The sequence below is a fragment of the Kocuria himachalensis genome, from assembly GCF_054784195.1.
This window is the reverse complement of the sequence record NZ_BAAGPL010000001.1, coordinates 109498-130057: the sequence shown is the minus strand read 5'-3', so window position 1 is coordinate 130057 and position 20560 is coordinate 109498. Positions and strand designations below refer to the sequence as shown.

The 20560-nt window shown below is 75.1% G+C and carries 21 protein-coding genes, 4 tRNA genes and 1 riboswitch; of the genes, 17 read left to right on the top strand and 8 right to left on the bottom strand.

Annotation, left to right across the window (positions count from 1 at the left end; all coding sequences use genetic code 11):
- The first annotated feature begins 22 nt into the window (after positions 1–22).
- The gene (gene dxs / locus ACYVM4_RS00650; protein WP_460667324.1) at positions 23–2068 is read left to right on the top strand and encodes a 1-deoxy-D-xylulose-5-phosphate synthase; all 2046 of its coding nucleotides are present in this window, start codon (positions 23–25) and stop codon (positions 2066–2068) included.
- A 6-nt stretch (positions 2069–2074) separates the two neighbouring features.
- Here the strand turns inward: dxs and ACYVM4_RS00645 are convergent, their stop codons facing one another.
- Entirely contained in the window at positions 2075–2518 is a 444-nt protein-coding gene (locus ACYVM4_RS00645; protein WP_460667323.1) for a Rieske (2Fe-2S) protein, read from the bottom strand.
- A gap of 247 nt (positions 2519–2765) precedes the next feature.
- Here ACYVM4_RS00645 and ACYVM4_RS00640 point away from each other — a divergent pair, with 247 nt between their 5' ends.
- Positions 2766–3209, top strand: coding sequence for a hypothetical protein (locus ACYVM4_RS00640; protein ID WP_460667322.1), 444 nt, complete (start codon positions 2766–2768; stop codon positions 3207–3209).
- Positions 3210–3344: 135 nt separating this feature from the next.
- Here the strand turns inward: ACYVM4_RS00640 and ACYVM4_RS00635 are convergent, their stop codons facing one another.
- The 3 genes from ACYVM4_RS00635 to msrB all read right to left on the bottom strand — a co-directional run bounded on the left by ACYVM4_RS00635 (position 3345) and on the right by msrB (position 5949).
- Positions 3345–4640 carry an HRDC domain-containing protein gene (locus tag ACYVM4_RS00635; RefSeq protein WP_460667391.1) on the bottom strand — a complete coding sequence of 432 codons (1296 nt, stop codon included), beginning with the start codon at positions 4638–4640 and terminating at the stop codon, positions 3345–3347.
- 103 nt (positions 4641–4743) lie between these two features.
- Positions 4744–5412 (bottom strand): DUF3000 family protein, encoded by a 669-nt coding sequence (locus tag ACYVM4_RS00630; protein ID WP_368821239.1) that lies wholly within the window; start codon positions 5410–5412, stop codon positions 4744–4746.
- A gap of 102 nt (positions 5413–5514) precedes the next feature.
- Positions 5515–5949, bottom strand: a complete 435-nt coding sequence (gene msrB, locus ACYVM4_RS00625) for a peptide-methionine (R)-S-oxide reductase MsrB (RefSeq protein WP_368831738.1) — start codon at positions 5947–5949, stop codon at positions 5515–5517.
- A 168-nt stretch (positions 5950–6117) separates the two neighbouring features.
- Here msrB and ACYVM4_RS00620 point away from each other — a divergent pair, with 168 nt between their 5' ends.
- A complete protein-coding gene (locus tag ACYVM4_RS00620) occupies positions 6118–7431 on the top strand; it encodes an alpha/beta hydrolase family protein (protein WP_460667321.1) in 1314 nt (437 codons plus the stop codon).
- A 7-nt stretch (positions 7432–7438) separates the two neighbouring features.
- On the opposite strand, the gene ybaK is transcribed toward ACYVM4_RS00620, so the two are convergent.
- The 3 genes from ybaK to ACYVM4_RS00605 are packed head-to-tail and all read right to left on the bottom strand — an operon-like array spanning position 7439 to position 9308.
- Positions 7439–7930 carry a Cys-tRNA(Pro) deacylase gene (gene ybaK, locus ACYVM4_RS00615; protein ID WP_368821242.1) on the bottom strand — a complete coding sequence of 164 codons (492 nt, stop codon included), beginning with the start codon at positions 7928–7930 and terminating at the stop codon, positions 7439–7441.
- A 17-nt stretch (positions 7931–7947) separates the two neighbouring features.
- Entirely contained in the window at positions 7948–8403 is a 456-nt protein-coding gene (locus tag ACYVM4_RS00610) for a SufE family protein (RefSeq protein ID WP_035924019.1), read from the bottom strand.
- Positions 8400–9308, bottom strand: coding sequence for a sulfurtransferase (locus ACYVM4_RS00605; protein ID WP_368821243.1), 909 nt, complete (start codon positions 9306–9308; stop codon positions 8400–8402). Before ACYVM4_RS00605 ends, ACYVM4_RS00610 begins: the two co-directional genes overlap by 4 nt.
- A gap of 258 nt (positions 9309–9566) precedes the next feature.
- Here ACYVM4_RS00605 and zapE point away from each other — a divergent pair, with 258 nt between their 5' ends.
- Positions 9567–10628 (top strand): cell division protein ZapE, encoded by a 1062-nt coding sequence (zapE, locus tag ACYVM4_RS00600; RefSeq protein WP_460667320.1) that lies wholly within the window; start codon positions 9567–9569, stop codon positions 10626–10628.
- Positions 10629–10784: 156 nt separating this feature from the next.
- Here zapE and ACYVM4_RS00595 read toward each other — a convergent pair.
- Positions 10785–10856, bottom strand: a tRNA-Val gene (locus tag ACYVM4_RS00595).
- Positions 10857–11155: 299 nt separating this feature from the next.
- Between ACYVM4_RS00595 and ACYVM4_RS00590 the strand changes: the two genes are divergently transcribed.
- The 13 genes from ACYVM4_RS00590 to ribH all read left to right on the top strand — a co-directional run bounded on the left by ACYVM4_RS00590 (position 11156) and on the right by ribH (position 20539).
- Positions 11156–11228: transfer RNA gene (locus ACYVM4_RS00590), tRNA-Gly, on the top strand.
- A gap of 60 nt (positions 11229–11288) precedes the next feature.
- Positions 11289–11359: transfer RNA gene (locus ACYVM4_RS00585), tRNA-Cys, on the top strand.
- Positions 11360–11409: 50 nt separating this feature from the next.
- Positions 11410–11484: transfer RNA gene (locus ACYVM4_RS00580), tRNA-Val, on the top strand.
- A gap of 232 nt (positions 11485–11716) precedes the next feature.
- Complete coding sequence (locus tag ACYVM4_RS00575; RefSeq protein ID WP_368821245.1) at positions 11717–12571, top strand: cytochrome; 855 nt, start codon at positions 11717–11719, stop codon at positions 12569–12571.
- Positions 12572–12644: 73 nt separating this feature from the next.
- Complete coding sequence (gene def / locus ACYVM4_RS00570; RefSeq protein WP_460667319.1) at positions 12645–13226, top strand: peptide deformylase; 582 nt, start codon at positions 12645–12647, stop codon at positions 13224–13226.
- Between the two features lie 32 nt (positions 13227–13258).
- Entirely contained in the window at positions 13259–14182 is a 924-nt protein-coding gene (gene fmt, locus ACYVM4_RS00565) for a methionyl-tRNA formyltransferase (protein ID WP_460667318.1), read from the top strand.
- The gene (locus ACYVM4_RS00560; RefSeq protein WP_460667317.1) at positions 14179–15768 is read left to right on the top strand and encodes an RsmB/NOP family class I SAM-dependent RNA methyltransferase; all 1590 of its coding nucleotides are present in this window, start codon (positions 14179–14181) and stop codon (positions 15766–15768) included. The genes fmt and ACYVM4_RS00560 overlap by 4 nt, the downstream gene beginning before the upstream one ends.
- A 31-nt stretch (positions 15769–15799) precedes the next feature.
- Positions 15800–16465, top strand: coding sequence for a ribulose-phosphate 3-epimerase (rpe, locus tag ACYVM4_RS00555; RefSeq protein WP_460667316.1), 666 nt, complete (start codon positions 15800–15802; stop codon positions 16463–16465).
- A gap of 55 nt (positions 16466–16520) precedes the next feature.
- Positions 16521–16684: riboswitch (FMN riboswitch) on the top strand.
- A 117-nt stretch (positions 16685–16801) separates the two neighbouring features.
- Positions 16802–17860, top strand: coding sequence for a bifunctional diaminohydroxyphosphoribosylaminopyrimidine deaminase/5-amino-6-(5-phosphoribosylamino)uracil reductase RibD (gene ribD, locus ACYVM4_RS00550; RefSeq protein WP_460667315.1), 1059 nt, complete (start codon positions 16802–16804; stop codon positions 17858–17860).
- A gap of 96 nt (positions 17861–17956) precedes the next feature.
- A complete protein-coding gene (locus ACYVM4_RS00545; protein ID WP_460667314.1) occupies positions 17957–18634 on the top strand; it encodes a riboflavin synthase in 678 nt (225 codons plus the stop codon).
- A complete protein-coding gene (gene ribB / locus ACYVM4_RS00540; protein ID WP_368821272.1) occupies positions 18634–19317 on the top strand; it encodes a 3,4-dihydroxy-2-butanone-4-phosphate synthase in 684 nt (227 codons plus the stop codon). The genes ACYVM4_RS00545 and ribB overlap by 1 nt, the downstream gene beginning before the upstream one ends.
- Positions 19314–20063, top strand: a complete 750-nt coding sequence (locus ACYVM4_RS00535; RefSeq protein ID WP_460667313.1) for a GTP cyclohydrolase II — start codon at positions 19314–19316, stop codon at positions 20061–20063. The genes ribB and ACYVM4_RS00535 overlap by 4 nt, the downstream gene beginning before the upstream one ends.
- Positions 20060–20539: a 6,7-dimethyl-8-ribityllumazine synthase gene (gene ribH, locus ACYVM4_RS00530; RefSeq protein ID WP_368821253.1), complete on the top strand. Its 480-nt coding sequence runs from the start codon at positions 20060–20062 to the stop codon at positions 20537–20539. The genes ACYVM4_RS00535 and ribH overlap by 4 nt, the downstream gene beginning before the upstream one ends.
- Positions 20540–20560: the final 21 nt, after the last annotated feature.

Sequence of the window (20560 nt, the reverse complement as noted above, 5' to 3'; positions counted from 1 at the left end):
GCCGAGGACTGCGGGAGAAACCATGAGCGTGCTGGAGCGGGTGTCCGGGCCCGAGGACCTCGCGGGACTGAGCCGGGCGGAGCTGAGCCGGCTGGCCGAGGAGATCCGCGAGTTCCTCGTCACCCACGTCTCCGCCACGGGCGGTCACCTGGGGCCCAACCTGGGGGTCGTCGAGCTGACCCTCGGGGTGCACCGGGTCTTCGACTCGCCCCGCGACTCCGTCGTCTTCGACACCGGGCACCAGTCCTACGTGCACAAGCTGCTCACCGGCCGCAAGAACTTCGAGACCCTGCGCCAGGAGGGCGGCCTCGCCGGCTACCCGGACCGCCGGGAGTCCGAGCACGACATCGTCGAGTCCTCGCACGCGTCGTCGTCCCTGTCCTGGGCCGACGGCATCTCCCGCGGCTACGCCATGACCGGCCAGCACGACCGGCACACGGTGGTGCTGGTGGGGGACGGGGCGCTGACCGGCGGCATGGCCTGGGAGGCCGTCAACAACATCGCCTCCGACCGCGACCGCAAGGTCGTCATCGTGGTCAACGACAACGGCCGCTCCTACGCCCCGACCGTGGGCGGCTTCGCCAACCACCTCGCGGAGCTCCAGGCCAGCGTGCAGCAGGGCGTGGACGCCGTGCGCACCGACCGCCGCTACGAGCAGACCCTCGAGACTGTCAAGGACCTGCTGAAGCACTCCGGCCCGGTGGGGGAGATGTTCTACCGGGGCCTGCACGGGATGAAGCAGGGCATCAAGGACGTGGTGGTGCCCCAGGGCATCTTCGAGGACCTCGGCATGAAGTACGTCGGCCCCGTCGACGGCCACGACCTCGAGGCCGTCGAGCAGGCCCTGAGCAACGCCAAGAACTACGGCGGGCCGGTCATCGTGCACGCGATCACCGAGAAGGGCCACGGCTACGGGCCCGCGACCGCCAACGTGGACGACCAGTTCCACGCCGTGGGCGTCATCGACCCCGTCACCGGCCGCTCCGCGGCCACGAGCTCCGAGCGCAGCTGGACGGCGGTGTTCCGCGACGAGATCGCCCGGATCGCCGACGAGCGCGAGGACGTCGTCGGCATCACCGGCGCCATGCTCATCCCCGTGGGGCTGCAGAAGATGCAGGCCGCCCACCCCGACCGGGTCGTGGACGTGGGCATCGCCGAGCAGCACGCCATCGCCATGGCCGCCGGCATGGCCTACGGCGGGCTGCACCCCGTGGTGGCCCTCTACGCGACGTTCCTCAACCGCGGCTTCGACCAGCTCCTCATGGACGTGGCGCTGCACCGGGCCGGTGTCACGGTGGTCCTCGACCGGGCCGGTGTGACCGGCCCCGACGGCCCCAGCCACCACGGCATGTGGGACCTGGCCCTGCTCCAGATCGTGCCCGGGCTCCACCTCGCCGCCCCGCGCGACGAGCCGACCCTGACCGAGGAGCTGCGCGAGGCGGTGGCCGTCGACGACGCCCCCACCGTCATCCGGTACCCCAAGGGCGCCGTGGGCACCCCCGTCCCGGCCGTCGAACGGCTGTCGGACGGTGTGGACGTGCTCGTGCGCCGCGGCGGGGAGAGCGGGACGGAGGGCGCCCGGCGGGACGTCCTGCTCGTGTCCGTCGGCGCCATGAGCGGGCTGGCGCTGGACGTGGCCGACCGGCTCGAGGCCCACGGCGTCTCCTCCACCGTGGTGGACCCCCGCTGGGTGCTGCCCGTGCCGGCCTCGGTCATCGAGCTCGCCGCCCAGCACCGGATCGTGGTGGTCGTCGAGGACGGCGTGCGCGCCGGCGGGATCGGCTCCCGGATCCGCCAGGAGATGCGGGCCGCGGGGGTGGACACGGCCCTCAACGAGGTGGGCCTGCCCACGGAGTTCCTCCTGCACGGCTCGCGTTCCCAGGTCCTCGCGCGGGTGGGGCTCACGGCCCAGCGCGTAGCCCAGGACACCCTGGCGTCCGTGCTCGGGACCCGGGTGCCCTACGCGCGCCCGGTGCAGGGCGGGGGCACCGCCTCCGGCCAGGAGACCGTGCCCGACACGGCCGAGGACGCCCGCGGGGCGTCGTTGCCGCGGTCGCACCGGGGCTGAGCCGGCTCAGCCGAGCAGGATCCGTCCGTCCGCCACGCTCGCGGGGTAGGGCTCCAGACCGGTCTCGGCGGGCCCGGCCAGGACCTCGCCCGTCGCGAGGTCGAACTGCGAGGAGTGGCACGGGCAGACGTAGAGCTCCTCCCGCGGGGTCACCATGCACCCCTGGTGCGGGCACACGGGCGAGAACGCGACGACAGTGTCCGGGTCCGGGCGGCTCACGACGGCCTGGACGTCGTCCCGGTCGAACGTCACGGCGGAGCCCACCGGCAGGTCCTCGACGGGGCCGGCGTCCAGGGGGCCGGGCTCCGCGGGAGAGGAGCTTCCGCTCCCACCGGTCGCCGGCGCGTCGGCGGCGGAGCACGCGGTGAGCACCGCGGTCGAGCCGGCCCCGGCCAGGCCGAGGACCGTGCGCCGGGACGGGGCGGACGGGGTGGTCGGAAGATCGGGCATCGGGGTCCTCTCGCCGGCGGGATGCGGTGTCCGCCGCCAGTCTAGGCGCCGCGCTCCCGGGCGCCCGCCCGGCCCCCGCAGCCGTCCCCGCGGGGTGATCGCTGTGAGCGGAGCCGCACGGCGCCGGTGTCCGCGGCGCCGGTTCATCAGTAGGATGATGAAGACATCAGTCAGCGGGACGAGCCGTGCACGACCGGCTCGTCCCCGGGCCCGGCCGCCGCGCCGGGACGGACGGAAGGACAGCACCATGATCAAGAGACTCATCTTCGTCACCGGATTCGGCGTCGGCTTCGTGGTCGGCTCGGCCTCGGGCCGCAAGAGCTACGAGGCCCTGAAGCAGAACGCCGTCAAGACCTGGCACGACCCCAAGGTGCAGGAGAAGGTCTCCGAGGGCACCGACTGGGTGAAGTCCGAGGTGCCGGTGGTCGGCGGCAAGCTGGCCGACAGCGCCAAGAAGGCGGCCGACACCGTGGGCACCAAGGCCGCCGGCGCCTCCTCGTCCGTCAAGGAGAAGGTCTCCGGCTCCTCGGCCGGCGCGAGCTCCTCGAGCGGGGCCGCGTCTACCGGGACCTCGACCACCGGGACCTCGACCACCGGATACGCCGACCTGCAGGACGCGAAGCCGGTCACTCCGGAGAGCCCCCTGGACCCGGCCGAGCCGCACCCGGCCCCCGGCGACACGCAGAGCTGACCTGCGGCACCCGCCCGCGGCCCCGTTCCCCCCGGGACGCGGGTCGTGGGGTGCCCGGATGCACCGATCCGGGCCCGCACAGGGCGACGGGCCCCGGCCGACGGCCGGGGCCCGTCCGCGTCCCCGGGGACGGGCTCAGGCGGCGGGCACGTCCTCGTCCCCGGCCGGCGGCTGGGCGTGCTCCACCTGGCGCGCCGCGCGCTTGCGGGCCCGCAGCTCCCGCCACGCCGGGCCGAGGACCGGTGCCGTCAGCCCGACCTGCCAGCGGCGCGCCCCGAGGTCCCGCAGACGGTCCGCCACCGCCTGGTCCGTGGTGCTCTTGGGCGGCTGCCAGCAGAAGCGCCGCAGGTGCTCGGGGGTGAGCAGGTTCTCGGTGGGCAGCTCGTGCGCCTCGGCGAGCTCGGCCAGGAGCGGCTTCAGGACCCGCAGCCGCGCGGCGGCCTCGGGGCGCTTGACCTCCCACGCCTTCACTGGCGGCAGGGCGTCGGACTTCACCGTGAAGGGGACCAGCTCCGTCGCCGTGCGGGCCTCGGCGACCGCCCGCAGCCACCGGGGTGCCTCGCGCGCCGCGAGCCGGCCGTGGAAGCCGGGGGTGGCGAGGAGCTGCGGCACGGTGCGCGGCATGGCGGTCGCCGCCGCGACCAGGGCGGCGTCCGGCAGCAGCCGCCCGGGGGCGACGTCCTTGTGCTGGGCGAGCCGCTCCCGCTCCTCCCACAGGCCGCGCAGCGCGGTGAGCTGGCGCCGGCCCTTCACCTTGTTGATCCCCGACGTCCGGCGCCACGGGTCCTGGCGCGGGGGAGCCGGCTCGGCCGTGCGCACGGCCTCGAACTCCTCCAGCGCCCACTCGAGCTTGCCCTTCTCCCGCAGCAGCTCCTCCATGGCCCAGCGCAGCTGGATGAGCATCTCCACGTCGAGCGCGGCGTAGTTCAGCCAGTCCTTCGGCAGGGGCCGCTTCGACCAGTCCACGGCGGAGTGCTCCTTCGCCAGCGTGTAGCCCAGCAGCTCCTCCGTCTCCGCGGCCAGGCCCACGCGCCGCAGCCCCGCGATGCGCCCGCCCAACTCGGTGTCGAAGAGCCGATCCGGCTCCATGCCGAGCGCGCGCAGGGAGGGCAGGTCCTGGGTGGCCGCGTGGAGCACCCACTCGACGCCGGAGAGCGCCTCGCCCAGCACGGCCAGCGAGCCGGTGGCCTCCGGGTCGATCAGCACGGTGCCCACGCCCTCGCGCCGCAGCTGCACGAGGAAGGCGCGCTGCCCGTAGCGGAAGCCGGACGCCCGCTCCGTGTCGATGGCCGCCGGGCCGGAGCCGCCGGCGACGACGGCGGCGGCCCGCTCCAGCCCCGCCACGGTGTCGATGACGGGAGGGATCCCGTCGAACGGCGCCGCGAGGTGGACGCTGTCGGGGATCTCGAAGTCCTCGAATCCGGCGACCACGGAGGTCGAGGGCTCGTCGGGCGCGGTGCGGCGGTCGGCTGGGCTGGTCAAGGAGCGTCTTCGATTCTGTGTCGGCCCCGGCGGGGCGCGGTCGGTTCGGTGGTCAGCGGCGCGGGTGCAGCACGGTCACGCCCCGCGGGTACGGCGGCAGGCCCGCGAAGGTGCAGACCGTGTCGGCCCAGGCCGCGAGGTGCGGAGCCACGTCGGAGCCGTCGGGCGTCCAGGAGGCCCGCAGCTCGACGTCGGCCCCCTCCTCCTGGTCGCCGAGCAGACCGAAGCCCTCGGCGAGGACCCGGGACGCGGTGCCGCCCTCCCGAGAATATCCGGCGCGGTGGCGTTGCAGGGCCTCGAGGAGCCAGGTCCAGGTGATGGCGCCCGCCGTGTCGTCGCAGCCGATGTCACGGCTCGCGGCCGCCCGCGCCCAGGTGACGATGCGGAACGGTCCGCCCCACGCGGCCGGTTCGGACGGATCGTGCAGGAGCACGAAGCGACCCGTGGCCAGCTCGTCGTCCGGGGCGCCGGTCACCCGGTCCGGGACGCCGGCCGGACCGGCCGCCGGCACCCCTCCCGGACCGGCCGTGAGGGCCGGGGCGCGGGACGGGACGAGCGGTCGCCGCACCTCGGCGCCCACCGCGGCGGCGAACGGGGCGAGGTGCGTGGGGGCGGGGATCGCCGTGAGCTCCACGCCCTCCCGGTGGCCGGTGCGGCGCAGCTGCTCGAGGGCGTCCTGGAAGTCCTGGTACACCTCGGACAGGCCGTTCACCGCGCTCACACTGGAAGGGTAGGCCGTCGGGGCGCCCGGGGCGGCCGTGCCACGCCGCGAGGACTCGATCGTCGTGGTCCGGGTCACCCGGTCCCGCCCGGGCGGGACCGCTCAGGAGGTGGCGGGCACGAGGCGGACGGAGACGGAGTTGATGCAGTACCGGAGGTCCGTGGGGGTGGGGAAGCCCTCCCCGCCGAAGACGTGGCCCATGTGCGAGTCGCAGGCGGCGCACCGGACCTCCACCCGCTCCATGCCCAGGGCGGTGTCCTTGATGTAGCGGACCCGGTCCTCGGCCAGCGGGGCGTAGAAGGAGGGCCAGCCGCAGTGCGCGTCGAACTTGGTGTCGGAGCGGAACAGCTCCGCGCCGCACGCGCGGCACTCGTAGACGCCCTCGGCCTTCGTGTCCCAGTACTCGCCGGTGAAGGGCCGCTCCGTGCCGGCCTCTCGGAGCACGTGGTACTCCTCCGGGGACAGGATCGAGCGCCAGTCCTCCTCGGTCCGTCCGGTGGCGTCGGGGCGGTCGCCGTGCCTGGTGGTCTCGCTCATGGTGTCGTCCTCCGGGATGTGGTCGGTGCTCCGGGGAGCGGGCCCCGTGCGGGGCCTGCCCGGCGGTCCGCACGGGGCGGCTCGGCGCCGGACGGGCACGGACCGCCCGGCCAGCACAACGACGCGTCCCTCCCGGTTATGCCCGGGCTGCGTGGAAGACTGGGGGGCATGCCTCGTCGCCCCCCGCCGGTCTCCGCCGCCCCCGAGCCCCAGTCCGCGACGCAGTGGGCGCGCGGCGCCGTGGTGGGCGCCGCCGTCACCGTGGGGGCGGCGTCCCTGTCCTTCGGGCTCTCGAGCGCGGCGGCCGCCTACTTCGCGCGGCAGGTGGTGGTCCCGCCGAAGTACCGCTCCGAGGACCTGCAGATCCTCGGCGTCACCCGCACCGGCGAGGACGGCGACCCGTCCGCGACGACGCTCGTGCGGCTCCCGGCCACGGTGGACACGACCGTCGCGGGGACCTACAGCCTGCGCTTCGACGCGGGGCGAGGTCACGCCCGGATCGGCGCCATCCGCTCCTACTCCCCCCAGGAGGGCACCGTGACCCGGGTGGTCGAGGAGGTCTACTCGGGGGACCTCCTCCGGGCGACCCGCGGCTTCTGGTCCGGGACGGTCTACCCGGACCCCGGGGCGGCGGGACTGCCGTTCGAGGAGGTGGAGATACCGATCGAGGTCGGGCCCGCGCCCTGCTGGGTGGTCCCCGCCGACGGCGGCCCGACCCCGGAGGGCGAGCGGCCCCGGGAGCTCCCGGGGCCGTGGGCGATCATGGTGCACGGCCGCGGCGCCAACCGGATGGAGACCGTCCGTGCCGTGCCGGTGGCGCGGGAGCTCGGGCTGAGCTCCCTGCTGATCTCCTACCGCAACGACCGGGAGGCGCCGCCCACGCACGACTTCCGGTACGGGCTGGGCTTCACGGAGTGGAAGGACGTGCAGACGGCGATCAGCTACGCGAAGTCCCGGGGCGCCACCCAGATCGTGCTCTTCGGCTGGTCGATGGGCGGGGCGATCTCGCTGCAGACGGCGGACCTGTCCTTCTACCGGGACGACATCGCGGCCCTCGTGCTGACCGGCCCGGTGGTCGACTGGTTCGAGCTGATCGCCCACCACTCCCGCACCCGCCGCATACCCTCGGGGATCGGCCGGCTGGCCACGAACCTGATCTCCCACCCGGCCGGGCGGATGCTGACCGGTCTCGCCGCGCCGGTGGACCTCCAGGCCCTCGACTGGCTCTCCCGGTCCGAGCACCTGCGCACGCCCACCCTGGTGCTGCACTCCGTGGACGACGAGTTCGTCCCGGCCGCCAGCTCCCGCCGGCTCGCGGAGCTGAACCGGCTCGTGGAGTTCGTCCCCTTCGCCCGCGCCCGGCACACCAAGGAGTGGAACGTGGACCCGCAGCGGTGGGAGGACGCCGTGCGGCGCTGGCTGCCGGGCCGGCTGGCCCAGGACGCCCGGACCTTCGAGCCCGTGCGCGCGCGGCGGCGCTGAGGACCGCTCAGGACCGCAGCGCGGCGGTGCGCCCGCCCGTGAGCCGCAGCAGCTCGGCCGGCGGCAGCTCCACGTCGAGGCCGCGGCGCCCGCCGGAGACGAGGACCGTGGACCACGCCTCCGCGGAGTCGTCGAGCAGGGTGGGGGAGGGCGTCCTCTGCCCGAGGGGCGAGATCCCGCCCACCACGTAGCCGGTGCGCCGCTCCGCGAGCCGGGGCTCGGCCATGGCCGCCCGCTTCCAGCCCAGGGCGGCCGCGGCCGCCCGCAGGGACAGTCGCGCGGAGACGGGCAGCACCGCGACCGCCCACTCCCGCTCGTGCACGACCAGCAGCGTCTTGAACACCTGCCCCGGGTCGCGCCCGAGGGCGGCGGCGGCCTCCAGGCCGAAGGACGCCGCCGCCGGGTCGTGGGCGTACTCGTGCAGGGTGAAGGCCACCCGCTCGCGCGCCAGGAGCGCGACCGCGGCGGTGGGGCCCGCGCCGCGGGACGCCTTCGCCATCCGGGTGCCCCGGGTCCTCAGGCGTCCTGGAGCTCGCGGACGCGCCGCTTGATGCGGGCCAGCATCGCGGACATCCCGCGCATCCGCAGCGGCGACACCAGCTGGGTGAGCCCGAAGCGCTCCGGCAGGTCGTCGGGCACGTCCAGGACCTGCTGGGCCGGGAGCCCGTCGAGGCCCTCGTGCAGGATCGAGGCGAAGCCGCGGGTGGTCGGGGCCTCGGCCGGGGCGGAGAAGAACAGCCGCACCGGGGCGCCGGGGCCGGGGACGGCGCCCTCCTCCCACTCGACCGTCAGGAACAGCGGGGACTGGCACTCGACGACCTGCTCGAGCTCCTCCGGGTGCTCGCCCAGGCGGTCCGGCAGCGCCGGCAGGGAGCGGGAGAAGTCGAGCAGCAGCTCGAGCTTGTCCTCCTGCGGCACGGCCGTGAAGTCCGCGACGAGCTCCTCGAGCTGGGCGGGCAGCGCCCCGCTCATCGGCGCGACCCCGGGACCTCGCCGCGCTCCTCGCCGAGGACGATCGGCACCCGCACGGAGTTGCCCCACTCGGTCCAGGAGCCGTCGTAGTTGCGGACCTTCTCGTAGCCCAGCAGGTGCTTGAGCACGAACCAGGTGTGGCTGGAGCGCTCGCCGATGCGGCAGTACGCGATGATGTCGTCGTCGTCGGAGAGCCCGACCTCGTCGCGGTAGATCGCCTCGAGCTCCGCGCGCGAGCGGAACGTGGCGTCCTCGGCGGCGGCCCGCGCCCACGGCACGGACGCCGCGGTCGGGATGTGCCCGCCGCGCAGGGTGCCCTCCTGGGGGTACTCGGGCATGTGCGTGCGCTCGCCCGTGTACTCCGGCAGGGACCGGACGTCGATCAGCGGCTGCTCGCCCAGGTGCGCCAGCACGTCCTCCTGGTAGGCGCGGATCGGCGCGTCGTCGCGCTCGACCACGGGGTAGTCGGCGCGCTCGGGCACGACCTTCTCCGTGGACAGCTCCCGCCCCTCGGCGGCCCACTTGTCCCGCCCGCCGTTCATGAGCCGCACGTCCGGGTGGCCGAACAGCTCGAACACCCACAACGCGTAGGCGGCCCACCAGTTGGACTTGTCCCCGTAGACCACGATCGTGGTGTCGCGGGAGATGCCCTTGCGCGCCATGAGCTCGGCGAACTCCGCCGCGTCGACGTAGTCGCGGGTGTCGGGGCGGTTGAGGTCGGTGTGCCAGTCGATCTTCACGGCACCGGGCACGTGGCCGGTCTCGTAGAGCAGGACGTCCTCGTCCGACTCGACCACGACGACTCCCGGGTCGTCCAGGTGCTCGGCGACCCACTGGGTGGACACGAGTCGTTCGGGGTGCGCGTACTGCGCGAATTCTTCGTTGTTCTCCACGGCAACGCCCATGGGGACTCCTTCCGGGGTGGGGATCAGGGGCACGGGTCCTCGCGGACCGGTATCCCCTCCAGGGTAGTGGTCCCGGCGGCGGGCCGCCCCGCCGGGGGAGTCGCCGCGGCGCTGTCGCGCCGCCGCCGCCGGCCGGATTTCGCGGCGGGCGCACCCCGGGAGACGGGCAGCCGGTAAAATCGCCGGAGCACGCGCGTGCGCCGCTCGGCGCGCCGTACCAGCGAACCGCCGTGCCCGGCGGACAGAGAGGTCTCCTACGTGAGCATCCAGATCGAACACCTCACCGAGCGGCGCCCCCAGGTGTCGGCCGACGAACTGCTGTCGGCGTTCCGGCCCTCGGAGCGCTTCGGGGAGGTCTCGTTCGACACCTACCGCCCCGACCCGCAGCAGCCGTCCCAGGCGGAGGCGGTGCGGGAGCTGCGGAAGTTCGCGGACTCCGTCAACCGCTCGACCGGCTCCGGCGGCGGGTTCTTCACCAAGCTCTTCGGCGGGGGGCCCCGCAAGGACGAGGTGCGGACGGGGGTCTACCTCGACGGCGGCTTCGGGGTGGGCAAGACCCACCTGCTCGCCTCGCTGTGGCACGCGGTCCCCGGCCCGAAGGCGTTCGGCACCTTCGTGGAATACACCAACCTCGTGGGAGCCCTGACGTTCCGCAAGGCCGTCGACGCCCTGAGCGCCTACAAACTGGTGTGCATCGACGAGTTCGAGCTCGACGACCCCGGGGACACGGTCCTTATGTCCCGGCTGATGCGCGAGCTCGCCGACTCCGGCGTGCGGATCGCGGCGACGTCCAACACGCTGCCCGGCTCCCTCGGTGAGGGCCGCTTCGCCGCCCAGGACTTCCAGCGGGAGATCCAGGTGCTGGCCGACCAGTTCGAGGTGCAGCGCATCGACGGCGAGGACTTCCGGCACCGGGGTCTGCCGCAGGCCCCGGCGCCGCTGTCGGACGCCGAGCTCGACCGGGCCGTGGAGGAGCACTTCCCGGACCGCGTCGTGGCCGCCGACCGGTTCGCCGACCTCGTGGAGCACCTCGCGGGTGTGCACCCCTCCCGGTACCGCAAGCTGCTCGAGGGGATCGACGCCGTGGTCTGGCGCGACGTCCACACCATCGAGCAGCAGGCCGTGGCCCTGCGCTTCGTGGTGCTGGCGGACCGGCTCTACGACAAGAACCTGCCGATCATCGCCTCCGGCCGGCCCTTCGACGAGGTCTTCACCGCGGAGATGATGGCCGGCGGCTACCAGAAGAAGTACTTCCGCGCCGTCTCCCGCCTCACGGCCCTCGCCCGCGAGGGCATCCTCGGGGACGTCTCCGCCGTCTGAGGGCCCGTGCCCGTCCTCCCGGGCGCCGCGGCGCACGGAGGGCGGGCACCGTCCCGGGGCCAGTGACCGGACCCGCGACGGTCGCGGCGCCGCACGGCGACGACGACAGAGGGCCCCGGCTGAGAATCTCAGCCGGGGCCCTCTGTGCGGAACTCGTGCGCGATACTGGGTTCGAACCAGTGACCTCTTCGGTGTGAACGAAGCGCGCTACCACTGCGCCAATCGCGCTCACTGCTCGAAAACCATAACCCACATCCCGGCCGCGGGCCAATTCGGAGGCGGGCGCGGCCCGCCAGTCCCCGCCGCGCTCCGGCGGCCGAGGGGATTTGGCGTTTCGGAAATGGGTCCCGTAAAGTCTCCACCTGTCAGGAACACCGACGGGTTCCGGCGAGAGGACCGGCCGCCAGGCCGCCCTGGACCCCGAGTCCGTCGACCCCGGCACGCCCCGATCCGGCACGAACACCGCCGGAACGGGTTGTGCTAGAGTTCCTGTTCGGAAGATCGAGAGATCGGCCGAAGCAAGACATGCGGACGTAGCTCAGCTGGTAGAGCACCACCTTGCCATGGTGGATGTCGCGGGTTCGACTCCCGTCGTCCGCTCGCAGTGATCGGCATGAACGATGTCGTGACCGACGGCCCTGTCCGCAAGGACCAGGTCCCGGTGGGGTGGCCGAGTGGTTAGGCAGCGGCCTGCAAAGCCGTCTACGCGGGTTCGAATCCCGTCTCCACCTCGGTGCACACCCACCACGCTTGACGGTCTCCCTCGGGAACCGCCGGTCGAGCGCGATTGGCGCAGCGGTAGCGCGCTTCCCTGACACGGAAGAGGTCACTGGTTCGATCCCAGTATCGCGCACCACCTGGAAGGCCCCGGCTCCACGAGCCGGGGCCTTCGTCGTGCCCCGGGTCCGCCCCGGTCCCGGACCGGGCCCCTGCGCAGGAGCAGCACCGTGCCGGGCGCAGGGACGGCACCGCACGGCGGGCTCCTCGGCGTCCCGTGTCCGAGGCGGTCGGTAGCCTGCGGGTCAGGACCCGGAGCATCGGGACCGCCCCGGGCCCCGGGGCGACGCGAGGGAGAGGCGACGAGCAGCGTGACACAGCCCAGGCTGGCGGAACAGACCGAGTACGGACGGATGTACGCGAGATCCGTCGCGGACCAGGCGACCGTCCCCTCCATCACCACGGTCCTCTCCCGGGCCGCCACGGACCTGGACGGCTGGTACGGCTACTCCGCCGCGCAGGCCGCCGTGCGGGACGAGCGGCTGCGCGCGGCCCTGGGCTCGCCGGCCCAGCTGCGCGCCGTGGTGCGCGACGCGGCCAAGGCCGCCGAACGGCACCGCGACGAGGCCGCGGCACGCGGGGACCGCGTGCACACCTACGCCGAACAGATCGCCCTGCGGGCCCTCGGCCGGCCCCACCGGGCGGCGGACGCCCGTGCCGCCCTGGCCGAGCACGGCGAGGAGCGCTTCGCCTCGCGCTTCGACGAGTGGTGGGACCTCTACGCCCCCGAACCGCTCGCGGTGGAGGTCACGGTGTGGAACTCCACCGTGGGCTATGCGGGGACCCTCGACCTCGTGGCCCGGATCGCCGGCAAGGTGTGCCTGATCGACTACAAGACGAAGGGCACGGACCGGGACGGGCGCGTGAAGTCCCTCGACCCGAAGGTCGTGACCCAGCTCGTGGCCGGTCTCAAGGCGGAGGAGTCCCTCGTGGACGCGGAGGCCGGCACCTGGGAGCCGTGGGCGTACGGCAGCGCGGACCTGCTGCTGGGCGTGGCGGTCGGCGAGACGGAGGTCGTGCCCGTGCAGGCGGTTCCGGCGGTGCTCGAGCAGCACTGGTACAAGTTCTGCGCCCTGCACCGGCTGTGGACCCAGGAGACGGCCCTCGCCGCGGCCGGGCCGGCCCTGCGCCCGGTGCCGCCGCCGCCGCTGCGCGAGCAGCCGTAGCCCCGGAGCGCCCCGCGTGCCCGCGGGGGACGGACGGCCCGTAGACTTGCCGGGTCGAGAGCGAGGTCCCTCCATGTCCGTCCTGCCCATCCGCACCATCGGTGACCCCGTCCTGCGCACCCGCGCGGAGGAGGTCACGGCCTTCGACGACGCCCTGCGCCGCCTCGTCGCGGACATGCACGAGACGATGCTCGACGTCGGCGGCGTCGGCCTCGCTGCGCCCCAGGTCGGCGTCAGCGTGCGGCTGTTCACCTGGGCGGTCGAGGGCAGCGAGGGGCACGTGGTCAACCCGGTCCTGGAGGTGGGCGAGGAGCCCCAGGAGGGCGGCGAGGGCTGCCTCTCCGTCCCGGGCCTGGCCTACGACACCCCGCGCCGGAACTGGGCCAGGGTCACGGGCCTCGACCAGCACGGCGCTCCCGTGGCCGTCGAGGGCACCGGTCTGCTGGCGCGCTGCCTGCAGCACGAGACCGACCACCTGGACGGGCGCCTCTACGTCGACCGCCTGGTCGGTGCGGCGAAGAAGGACGCCATGCGGGCCATCCGCGCCGCCGACTACGACGGCGTGGTGCGCGGTGTGGCCGGGCAGCGGGCCGCGCACGTGGGCACCTCCTTCGGCGCGGGATCCTTCGGCGCCGGCCCGTCCCGCCCCGCCTGAGTCCCGCCCCCTCCCCACCCGTCAGGAGAGCCGTGAAGATCCTCTACGCCGGCACGCCGTCCGTCGCCGTGCCGTCCCTGGTCCACCTGGCCGAGCGGCCCGACGTCGAGATCGTGGCCGTGCTCACCCGCACCGACGCCCCGGTGGGGCGCAAGAAGGTGCTGACCCCCTCGCCCGTGGCCGAGGAGGCCGAGCGGCGGGGCCTGCCCGTGCTCAAGGCCAACCGGGTGGACGCGGAGCTGACCGAGCGGATCCGGGAGCTGGGCGCGGACGTGGCCGCCGTCGTCGCCTACGGGGCCCTGGTCCCGCAGGCCGCCCTGGACGCCGTGCCGCACGGCTGGATCAACCTGCACTTCTCCCTGCTGCCGCAGTGGCGCGGCGCCGCCCCCGTCCAGCGCGCCCTCATGGCCGGGGACACGGTGGTCGGGGCCAGCACCTTCCTGCTGGAGGCCGGTCTCGACACCGGGCCCGTCCTGGGCACCATGACCGACGAGGTCCGTCCCGACGACACCGCCGGGACGGTCCTGGAGCGACTGTCCCGCACCGCGGCGCCGCTGCTGGCGGACTCCCTGCGCGCCGTGGTCGACGGCTCCGCCCGCCCGGCGCCGCAGCAGGGCGACGCGACCCACGCCCCGAAGCTCACCGCCGAGGACGGGCGGGTCCGCTGGACGGACCCCGCCGTGGCCGTGTCCCACCGGGTGCGCGGGGCGACGCCCGAGCCCGGGGCCTGGACCCTGCTCGACGACCGCCGGCTCAAGCTCGACCGCGTGGCGCCCCGGCCCGACGTCCGGGACCTCGCCCCGGGCCGGTGCGTCCTGCGCGGGGACGCCGTGCTCGTGGGCACGGGCTCGTACGCGGTCCAGCTGACGCGGGTGCAGCCGGCGGGGAAGAAGACCATGGAGGCCACCGCCTGGGCGCGGGGCCGCAGCACGGAGGACGAGGTGGTGTTCCAGTGAGCGAGCGCGAGGACGGGCAGCGCGGCGATCGGCGAGGCGACCGCGACCGGCGGCCGGGAGGCGCGCGGCGCAACGCGAGGGGGCACGAGCGCAACCGGCGGGCGCAGACCGACCGGGCCTTCTCCTCCGCCGCGCCCGCGGGGCGGACGCGGCGGGCCGATCCGGCCCGCCTGGCGGCGTTCGAGACCCTGCGCGCGGTGTCCGAGGAGGGCGCCTACGGCAATCTCGTGCTCCCGAAGCTCGTCCGGGCCCACCGCCTGGACCGGCGGGACGCGGGCTTCGCCACGGAGCTGGCCTACGGGGCGCTGCGCTGGCAGGGCACCTGGGACGCCGTGCTGGCCCGCTGCGTCGACCGCCCCCTGGCCGAGCTCGACGCCGCGGTGCTGGACGCCCTGCGCCTGGGCACCCACCAGCTGCTGGCCATGCGGGTGCCCGACCACGCGGCCCTCGACCAGACGGTGGGCCTCGTCCGGGCCGTCGTCGGGGCGGGCCCCGGCGGGCTCGTCAACGCGGTGCTGCGCAAGGTCGCGGCCCGGGACCTGGCCGCGTGGGTGGAGGAGCTCACCGCCGACGCCCCCGACGAGACCGCCCGCCTCGGCCTGGCCCACGCCCACCCGGCGTGGGTGGTCCGCGCCCTGCGCCAGGCGCTCACCGCCCACGGCCGGGACGCCGCCGAGATCGAGGCCCTGCTCGAGGCGGACAACGCCGCCCCCGTGGTCAACCTCGTCGCCCTGCCCGGTCTCGGCGACCTCGACGAGGCTCTCGCCGCGGGCGCCGAGCAGGGGACCCTCGTCCCGGGCTCCGCGCTGAGCAGCGGCGGCGACCTGCACCGGCTGGCGTCCGTGCGCGAGGGCGGGGTCCGCGTCCAGGACGCCGGGTCCCAGCTCGTGGCCCGCGCCCTGGTGGCCGCCGGGCAGGACGCCGGCGGCGGGGCGGAGGGCGGTCGCTGGCTGGACCTGTGCGCCGGCCCGGGCGGGAAGGCGGCCCTGCTCGCGGCGCTCGCCGACCGGCAGGGGGCCCACCTGACGGCCAACGAGGTGGCTCCGCACCGGGCCGAGCTCGTGCGCCGGGCCCTGCGGCCCGTCCCGGAGCACGCCTGGACGGTGCGCACGGGGGACGGCCGCAGCGCCGACGAGCTGCTCGGCGGACGACCCGCGGTGGAAGCCGGCTTCGACCGGGTGCTCGTCGACGCCCCGTGCACGGGCCTCGGGGCGCTGCGCCGCCGCCCGGAGTCCCGCTGGCGGCGCAGCCCCCGGGACCTGGCCGAGCTCGGGCCGCTGCAGCGGGAGCTGCTGCACGCCGCCCTGGACGTCGCCCGCCCCGGCGGCCTGGTCGCCTACGCGACCTGCTCCCCGCACGCGGCCGAGACCCTCACCGTGGTCCAGGACGTGCTGGCCGGACGCCGGGACGCCGAGCTGGTCGACGCCCTGGAGCCGGTCCGGGCCGCGGCCCTGCCCGGCAGCCTCGACGGGGACCGCGACCCGTCCCGCCCGTGGGCGGGGGACACCGGCCCCGCGACCGTGCAGCTGTGGCCGCACGTCCACGGCACGGACGCCATGTTCCTGGCCCTGCTGCGCAAGCGCTGACGCCCCGACCGACCACCCACCAGGAGTCCCCGTGCCCCGAACCTGCATCCACCCCTCGATCCTCTCCGCCGACTTCGTCAACCTCGAGTCCGAGCTGGACCGGATCGCCGCCGCCGACGCCGTGCACGTGGACGTCATGGACAACCACTTCGTCCCGAACCTGACGCTGGGCATGCCCCTCGTGGAACGGATCCTGGCCGTCAGCCCCCTCCCACTGGACGTGCACCTCATGATCGAGGACGCGGACCGCTGGGCCGCCGGCTACGCCGAGCTCGGCTGCGAGTCCGTCACCTTCCACGCCGAGGCCGCCCGCGCCCCGCTCAAGCTGGCCCGTGAGCTGCGCGCCCACGGGGCCCGGGCCGGGATGGCCCTGCGCCCCGCGACCCCCGTGGAGCCGTACCTCGACCTGCTGCCCGAGCTGGACATGCTCCTGGTCATGACGGTGGAGCCGGGCTTCGGCGGCCAGGCCTTCCTCGACGTCACGCTGCCGAAGATCCGGCGGGCCGCCGAGGCCATCCGGGCGGGCGGGGGACGGGTGGCCCTGCAGGTGGACGGCGGGATCACGGCGGAGACCATCGTGCGGGCCGCGGAGGCGGGGGCCGACACGTTCGTGGCGGGCTCCGCCGTCTACGGCGCGGAGGACCCCGGGGCCGCGATCACGGCCCTGCGCGGCGCGGCCCGCGCCGCGCAGGCCTGAGCCGTCCGGCGGCGGGCCGCCCGGGGCACGCCCTGTGACATAATCGGGGCACGAACAACGTGTTCCGGGGTCGGTGCAAGTCCGAACCGGCGGTCACAGTCCGCGAACCGGACGGCCACGTCCGTGCGGGAGCGCAGCTCCTGCACCGACAGGTCGTCCGGCCGAATCGGTGGAACTCCGGTACCGACAGTCACAGTCTGGATGGAAGGCAACACGTTCAACGGCCCTCGTGGCGTGCCGTCGACGGCACCGCCACGGCGCCGTCCGGACCCGCGGGTCCCGACGGCGGCACCGTTGTCCTGCGCCCCGGTTCCACCCCCGGGAAAGGACGACGCGATGGACCCGCAGCACCGGACCGGCGACGACGCCGAGCGGTCGGTCATGCGGACCGCCCTGCACGCGGCGGCGCGCGGCCCGCGCGGGGCCAATCCCCTCGTCGGGGCCGTCCTCGTCGGCGGCGGGGGCCGGATCCTGCACGTCGGCCACCACCGCGGGGCGGGCACCGTCCACGCCGAGGTCGACGTCCTGGAGCGCGCCGGGTCCGCCGGGACCGACCTGCGCGGCACCACCATGTACGTGACCCTCGAGCCGTGCAACCACTGGGGCCGCACCGGCCCGTGCGCCGAGGCGATCGTGGAGGCGGGCGTGCCCCGGGTGGTCTACGGCGCCCCCGACCGCACGGCCGCCGCCTCCGGCGGAGCCGCCACCCTGCGCGCCGCGGGCCTCGAGGTCCGTTCGGGCCTGCTGGCCGAGGAGGCGGAGCGGCTCAACGACCGCTGGGGCGAGACCGTGCGCGCCCAGCGCCCGTTCGTGACCCTCAAGGTCGCCCAGAGCCTGGACGCCCGGATCGCCGCCGCGGACGGGACCAGCCGGTGGATCACGTCGTCGTCGGCCCGCGAGCACGGGCACGACCTGCGCGCCCGGGCCGACGCCGTCCTCGTGGGCAGCGGCACGGTCCTGGCCGACGACCCCCGTCTCACCGCCCGCACCGGCGACGGGGACGTGGTCCCCCGGCAGCCCCTGCGCGTGGCCATGGGCCTGCGCCCCGTGCCGCCGACCGCCGCGATCCGCGGGACCGACGGGCGCTTCCGGCACGTCGCGACCCACGACCCCCACTCCGCCCTGGCCGAGCTCTACGACGCCGGCGTGCGCCATGTGCTGATCGAGGGCGGGGCCACCGTCGCCGCGGCCTTCCTCCGCGCGGGACTCGTCGACGAGCTCAGCCTCTACCAGGCGCCCCTCGTGCTCGGGGCGGGACGGCCCGCCTTCGAGGAGCTCGGCATCGGCACCCTCGCGGACGCCTCCCGGTGGCGGCTCGACCCCGCCGGCGGCGGCCCCGTGCAGCAGCTCGGCCCCGACCTGTGGGTCCACCTGCGGCCCGTCCCGCCGGACTGAGCGGCGCCCGGCCCCGCGCACGCCGACAGCAGCGGACCGGGACCCGGGACCCCGACACCGAAGACCGACAGACCAGAGAGACAGAGGAAGCACCGCATGTTCACAGGAATCGTCGCCGGCCAGGGCACCGTGCGCTCGGTCGACCCCCGCCCGGACGGCACGAGCGCCCGCCTCCTCGTGGACGCCGGGCCCCTCGTGGCCGACCTGCCGCACGGCGGCTCCCTCGCCGTCAACGGGGTCTGCCTCACGGCCACGCGCACCGAGGAGATCGGCCCCGGGCAGTTCCTGGCCGACGTCATCGGCGAGACGCTCGTGCGCACCACCCTCGGGGCGCTCGCCGCCGGCGACTCCGTGAACCTGGAGCGTTGCGTGCCCGCCGGCGGGCGGCTCGACGGGCACGTGGTCCAGGGCCACGTCGACGGCACGGGCACCGTCTCGGTCCGCGAGGACCTGGGGGAGTGGGAGCGGGTCCGGGTCGCCGTGCCCGCCGAACTGGCACCGTTCGTCGCCGAGAAGGGGTCGATCGCCGTGGACGGCGTGTCCCTCACCGTGACGGCGGTCAGCGCGCCCGGTGCCGCGGAGCACTGGTTCGAGGTCGGGCTCATCCCGGCCACCCTCGCCGAGACCACCCTCGGACGCCGCCCCGTCGGCGCGTCCGTCAACCTCGAGGTCGACGTCCTCGCGAAGTACGCCCAGCGCCTGCTGGCCTTCGCCCGGACCGACAGCACCCCGGCGCCGGGCACGGCCCGGCCCACGGCAGGAGAAGGAGCATGATGCGGACCAGCAGCACCCACGAGGGAACGGGCCACGGGGCGAACGGGGCGAACGGGGCGGCCGGGGAGATCCGGCTCGACCCCGTGGACGCGGCCGTCGAGGCCATGGCCCAGGGCCGGCCCGTCGTCGTCGTGGACGACGCCGACCGGGAGAACGAGGGCGACATCGTCTTCGCGGCCGAGCACGCGACGCCCGCGCTGATGGGCTTCACCGTCCGGCACACCTCCGGGGTCGTGTGCGTGCCCATGACCGGGGCGCGGGCCGACGCGATGCGGCTGCCCCCGATGGTCGACGTCAACGAGGACTCGAAGGGCACCGCCTACACCGTCACGTGCGACGCCCGCCTCGGGGTGAGCACCGGCATCAGCGCCGCCGACCGCGCGCTCACCGCCCGGGTGCTCGCCGACCCCTCGGCAGGACCCGCGGACATCACCCGGCCCGGGCACGTGCTGCCCCTGCGCGCCGCCGACGGCGGGGTCGCCGTCCGCCGCGGGCACACCGAGGCCGCCGTCGAGCTGTGCTCCCTCGCGGGCCTCGAGCCGGTCGCCGTGATCGCCGAGCTCGTCCACGACGAGGGGGAGATGATGCGCCTGCCCGCCCTGCGCGCCTTCGCCGACCGGCACGGCATCCCGCTCGTGAGCATCGAGGACCTGGCGGCGCAGCTGCAGGAGGGCCGCCGATGAGGCCGGATCCCCCCCTGGTCAGCTCCGAGCCCGTGGTCGTGCCCACGCCCGAGGGCCGGTTCGAGGTGATCGGCTGGCAGCTGCCCGGCGGGCCAGGGGACCCGGTCGCCGAGCACCTCAGCCTCACCGCGCCGTCCTCAGACCGCGTGCCCGTGGGCAGCCCGCCGCTCGTGCGACTGCACTCCGAGTGCCTCACGGGCGACGTCTTCGGCTCCTACCGGTGCGACTGCGGGCCCCAGCTGCACCTCGCGCTGCGGCGGATCGCCGACGACGGCGGCACCCTGCTCTACCTGCGCAACCACGAGGGCCGGGGGATCGGCCTGGTCAACAAGCTGCGCGCCTACAAGCTCCAGGACGGAGGGGCGGACACGGTCGAGGCCAACGAACTGCTCGGCCTGCCCGCCGACGCCCGGGACTACACCGCGGCCGCGGCCATCCTGCACCGGCTCGGACTGACCCGGATCCGGCTGCTGAGCAACAACCCCGCCAAGGCCGAGCGCCTGGCCGACCTGGGCATCGACGTCGTCGCGATGGTGCCCAACGAGGTGCCGGCCCGCCCGGAGAACCACGACTACCTGGTGACCAAACGGGACCGCATGCGCCACCGCCTGCGCCACGTCGACGACACCACCGCCCACCGCGCCGGCGCTGCGGACCCAGCCGGCCGGACCGACCGCACCATCGACCGAACCACCGACCGCACCACCGACAGCACCACCGACAGCACAGGAGACCTCACCCCATGAGCGGACACGGCGCCCCCGACATCGACCTCAGCACCGCCGACGCGAGCGGCCTGCGCGTCGCCGTCGTCGCCTCGAGCTGGCACACGGAGATCATGGACGGGCTGGTCGACGGCGCCCGCCGCGCGCTCGCCGACGCCGGCGTGCGGGACGCGCCGATCGTGCGCGTGCCCGGCAGCTTCGAGCTGCCCGTCGCCGCCGCCCGCCTCGCCCCGGGCCTCGACGCCGTGGTGGCCCTCGGCGTCGTCGTGCGGGGCGGCACCCCGCACTTCGACTACGTCTGCTCGGCGGCCACGCAGGGCCTCACGGACGTGTCGGTGCGCACCGGCGTGCCCGTGGGCTTCGGCGTGCTCACGTGCGACACCGAGCAGCAGGGCCTGGACCGCGCCGGGCTCGAGGGCTCCCGGGAGGACAAGGGCTACGAGGCCACGGCCGCCGCGGTGCGGACCGCGCTGCTGCTGCGCTCCCTCGGCGTCTGAGCCCCGGACCGTGCGGGTCCC

What these genes read in the sequence shown, in the direction of transcription:
- ACYVM4_RS00645 (WP_460667323.1), bottom strand. Translation starts at nt 2,518, where the DNA reads ATGCCCGATCTTCCGACCACCCCGTCCGCCCCGTCCCGGCGCACGGTC.
- ribD (WP_460667315.1), top strand. Translation starts at nt 16,802, where the DNA reads ATGGACCCGCAGCACCGGACCGGCGACGACGCCGAGCGGTCGGTCATG.
- msrB (WP_368831738.1), bottom strand. Translation starts at nt 5,949, where the DNA reads ATGAGCGAGACCACCAGGCACGGCGACCGCCCCGACGCCACCGGACGG.
- ACYVM4_RS00640 (WP_460667322.1), top strand. Translation starts at nt 2,766, where the DNA reads ATGATCAAGAGACTCATCTTCGTCACCGGATTCGGCGTCGGCTTCGTG.
- def (WP_460667319.1), top strand. Translation starts at nt 12,645, where the DNA reads ATGTCCGTCCTGCCCATCCGCACCATCGGTGACCCCGTCCTGCGCACC.
- ribB (WP_368821272.1), top strand. Translation starts at nt 18,634, where the DNA reads ATGCGGACCAGCAGCACCCACGAGGGAACGGGCCACGGGGCGAACGGG.
- ACYVM4_RS00545 (WP_460667314.1), top strand. Translation starts at nt 17,957, where the DNA reads ATGTTCACAGGAATCGTCGCCGGCCAGGGCACCGTGCGCTCGGTCGAC.
- ybaK (WP_368821242.1), bottom strand. Translation starts at nt 7,930, where the DNA reads ATGGCGAAGGCGTCCCGCGGCGCGGGCCCCACCGCCGCGGTCGCGCTC.
- ACYVM4_RS00610 (WP_035924019.1), bottom strand. Translation starts at nt 8,403, where the DNA reads ATGAGCGGGGCGCTGCCCGCCCAGCTCGAGGAGCTCGTCGCGGACTTC.
- ribH (WP_368821253.1), top strand. Translation starts at nt 20,060, where the DNA reads ATGAGCGGACACGGCGCCCCCGACATCGACCTCAGCACCGCCGACGCG.
- dxs (WP_460667324.1), top strand. Translation starts at nt 23, where the DNA reads ATGAGCGTGCTGGAGCGGGTGTCCGGGCCCGAGGACCTCGCGGGACTG.
- ACYVM4_RS00620 (WP_460667321.1), top strand. Translation starts at nt 6,118, where the DNA reads ATGCCTCGTCGCCCCCCGCCGGTCTCCGCCGCCCCCGAGCCCCAGTCC.
- ACYVM4_RS00535 (WP_460667313.1), top strand. Translation starts at nt 19,314, where the DNA reads ATGAGGCCGGATCCCCCCCTGGTCAGCTCCGAGCCCGTGGTCGTGCCC.
- ACYVM4_RS00605 (WP_368821243.1), bottom strand. Translation starts at nt 9,308, where the DNA reads ATGGGCGTTGCCGTGGAGAACAACGAAGAATTCGCGCAGTACGCGCAC.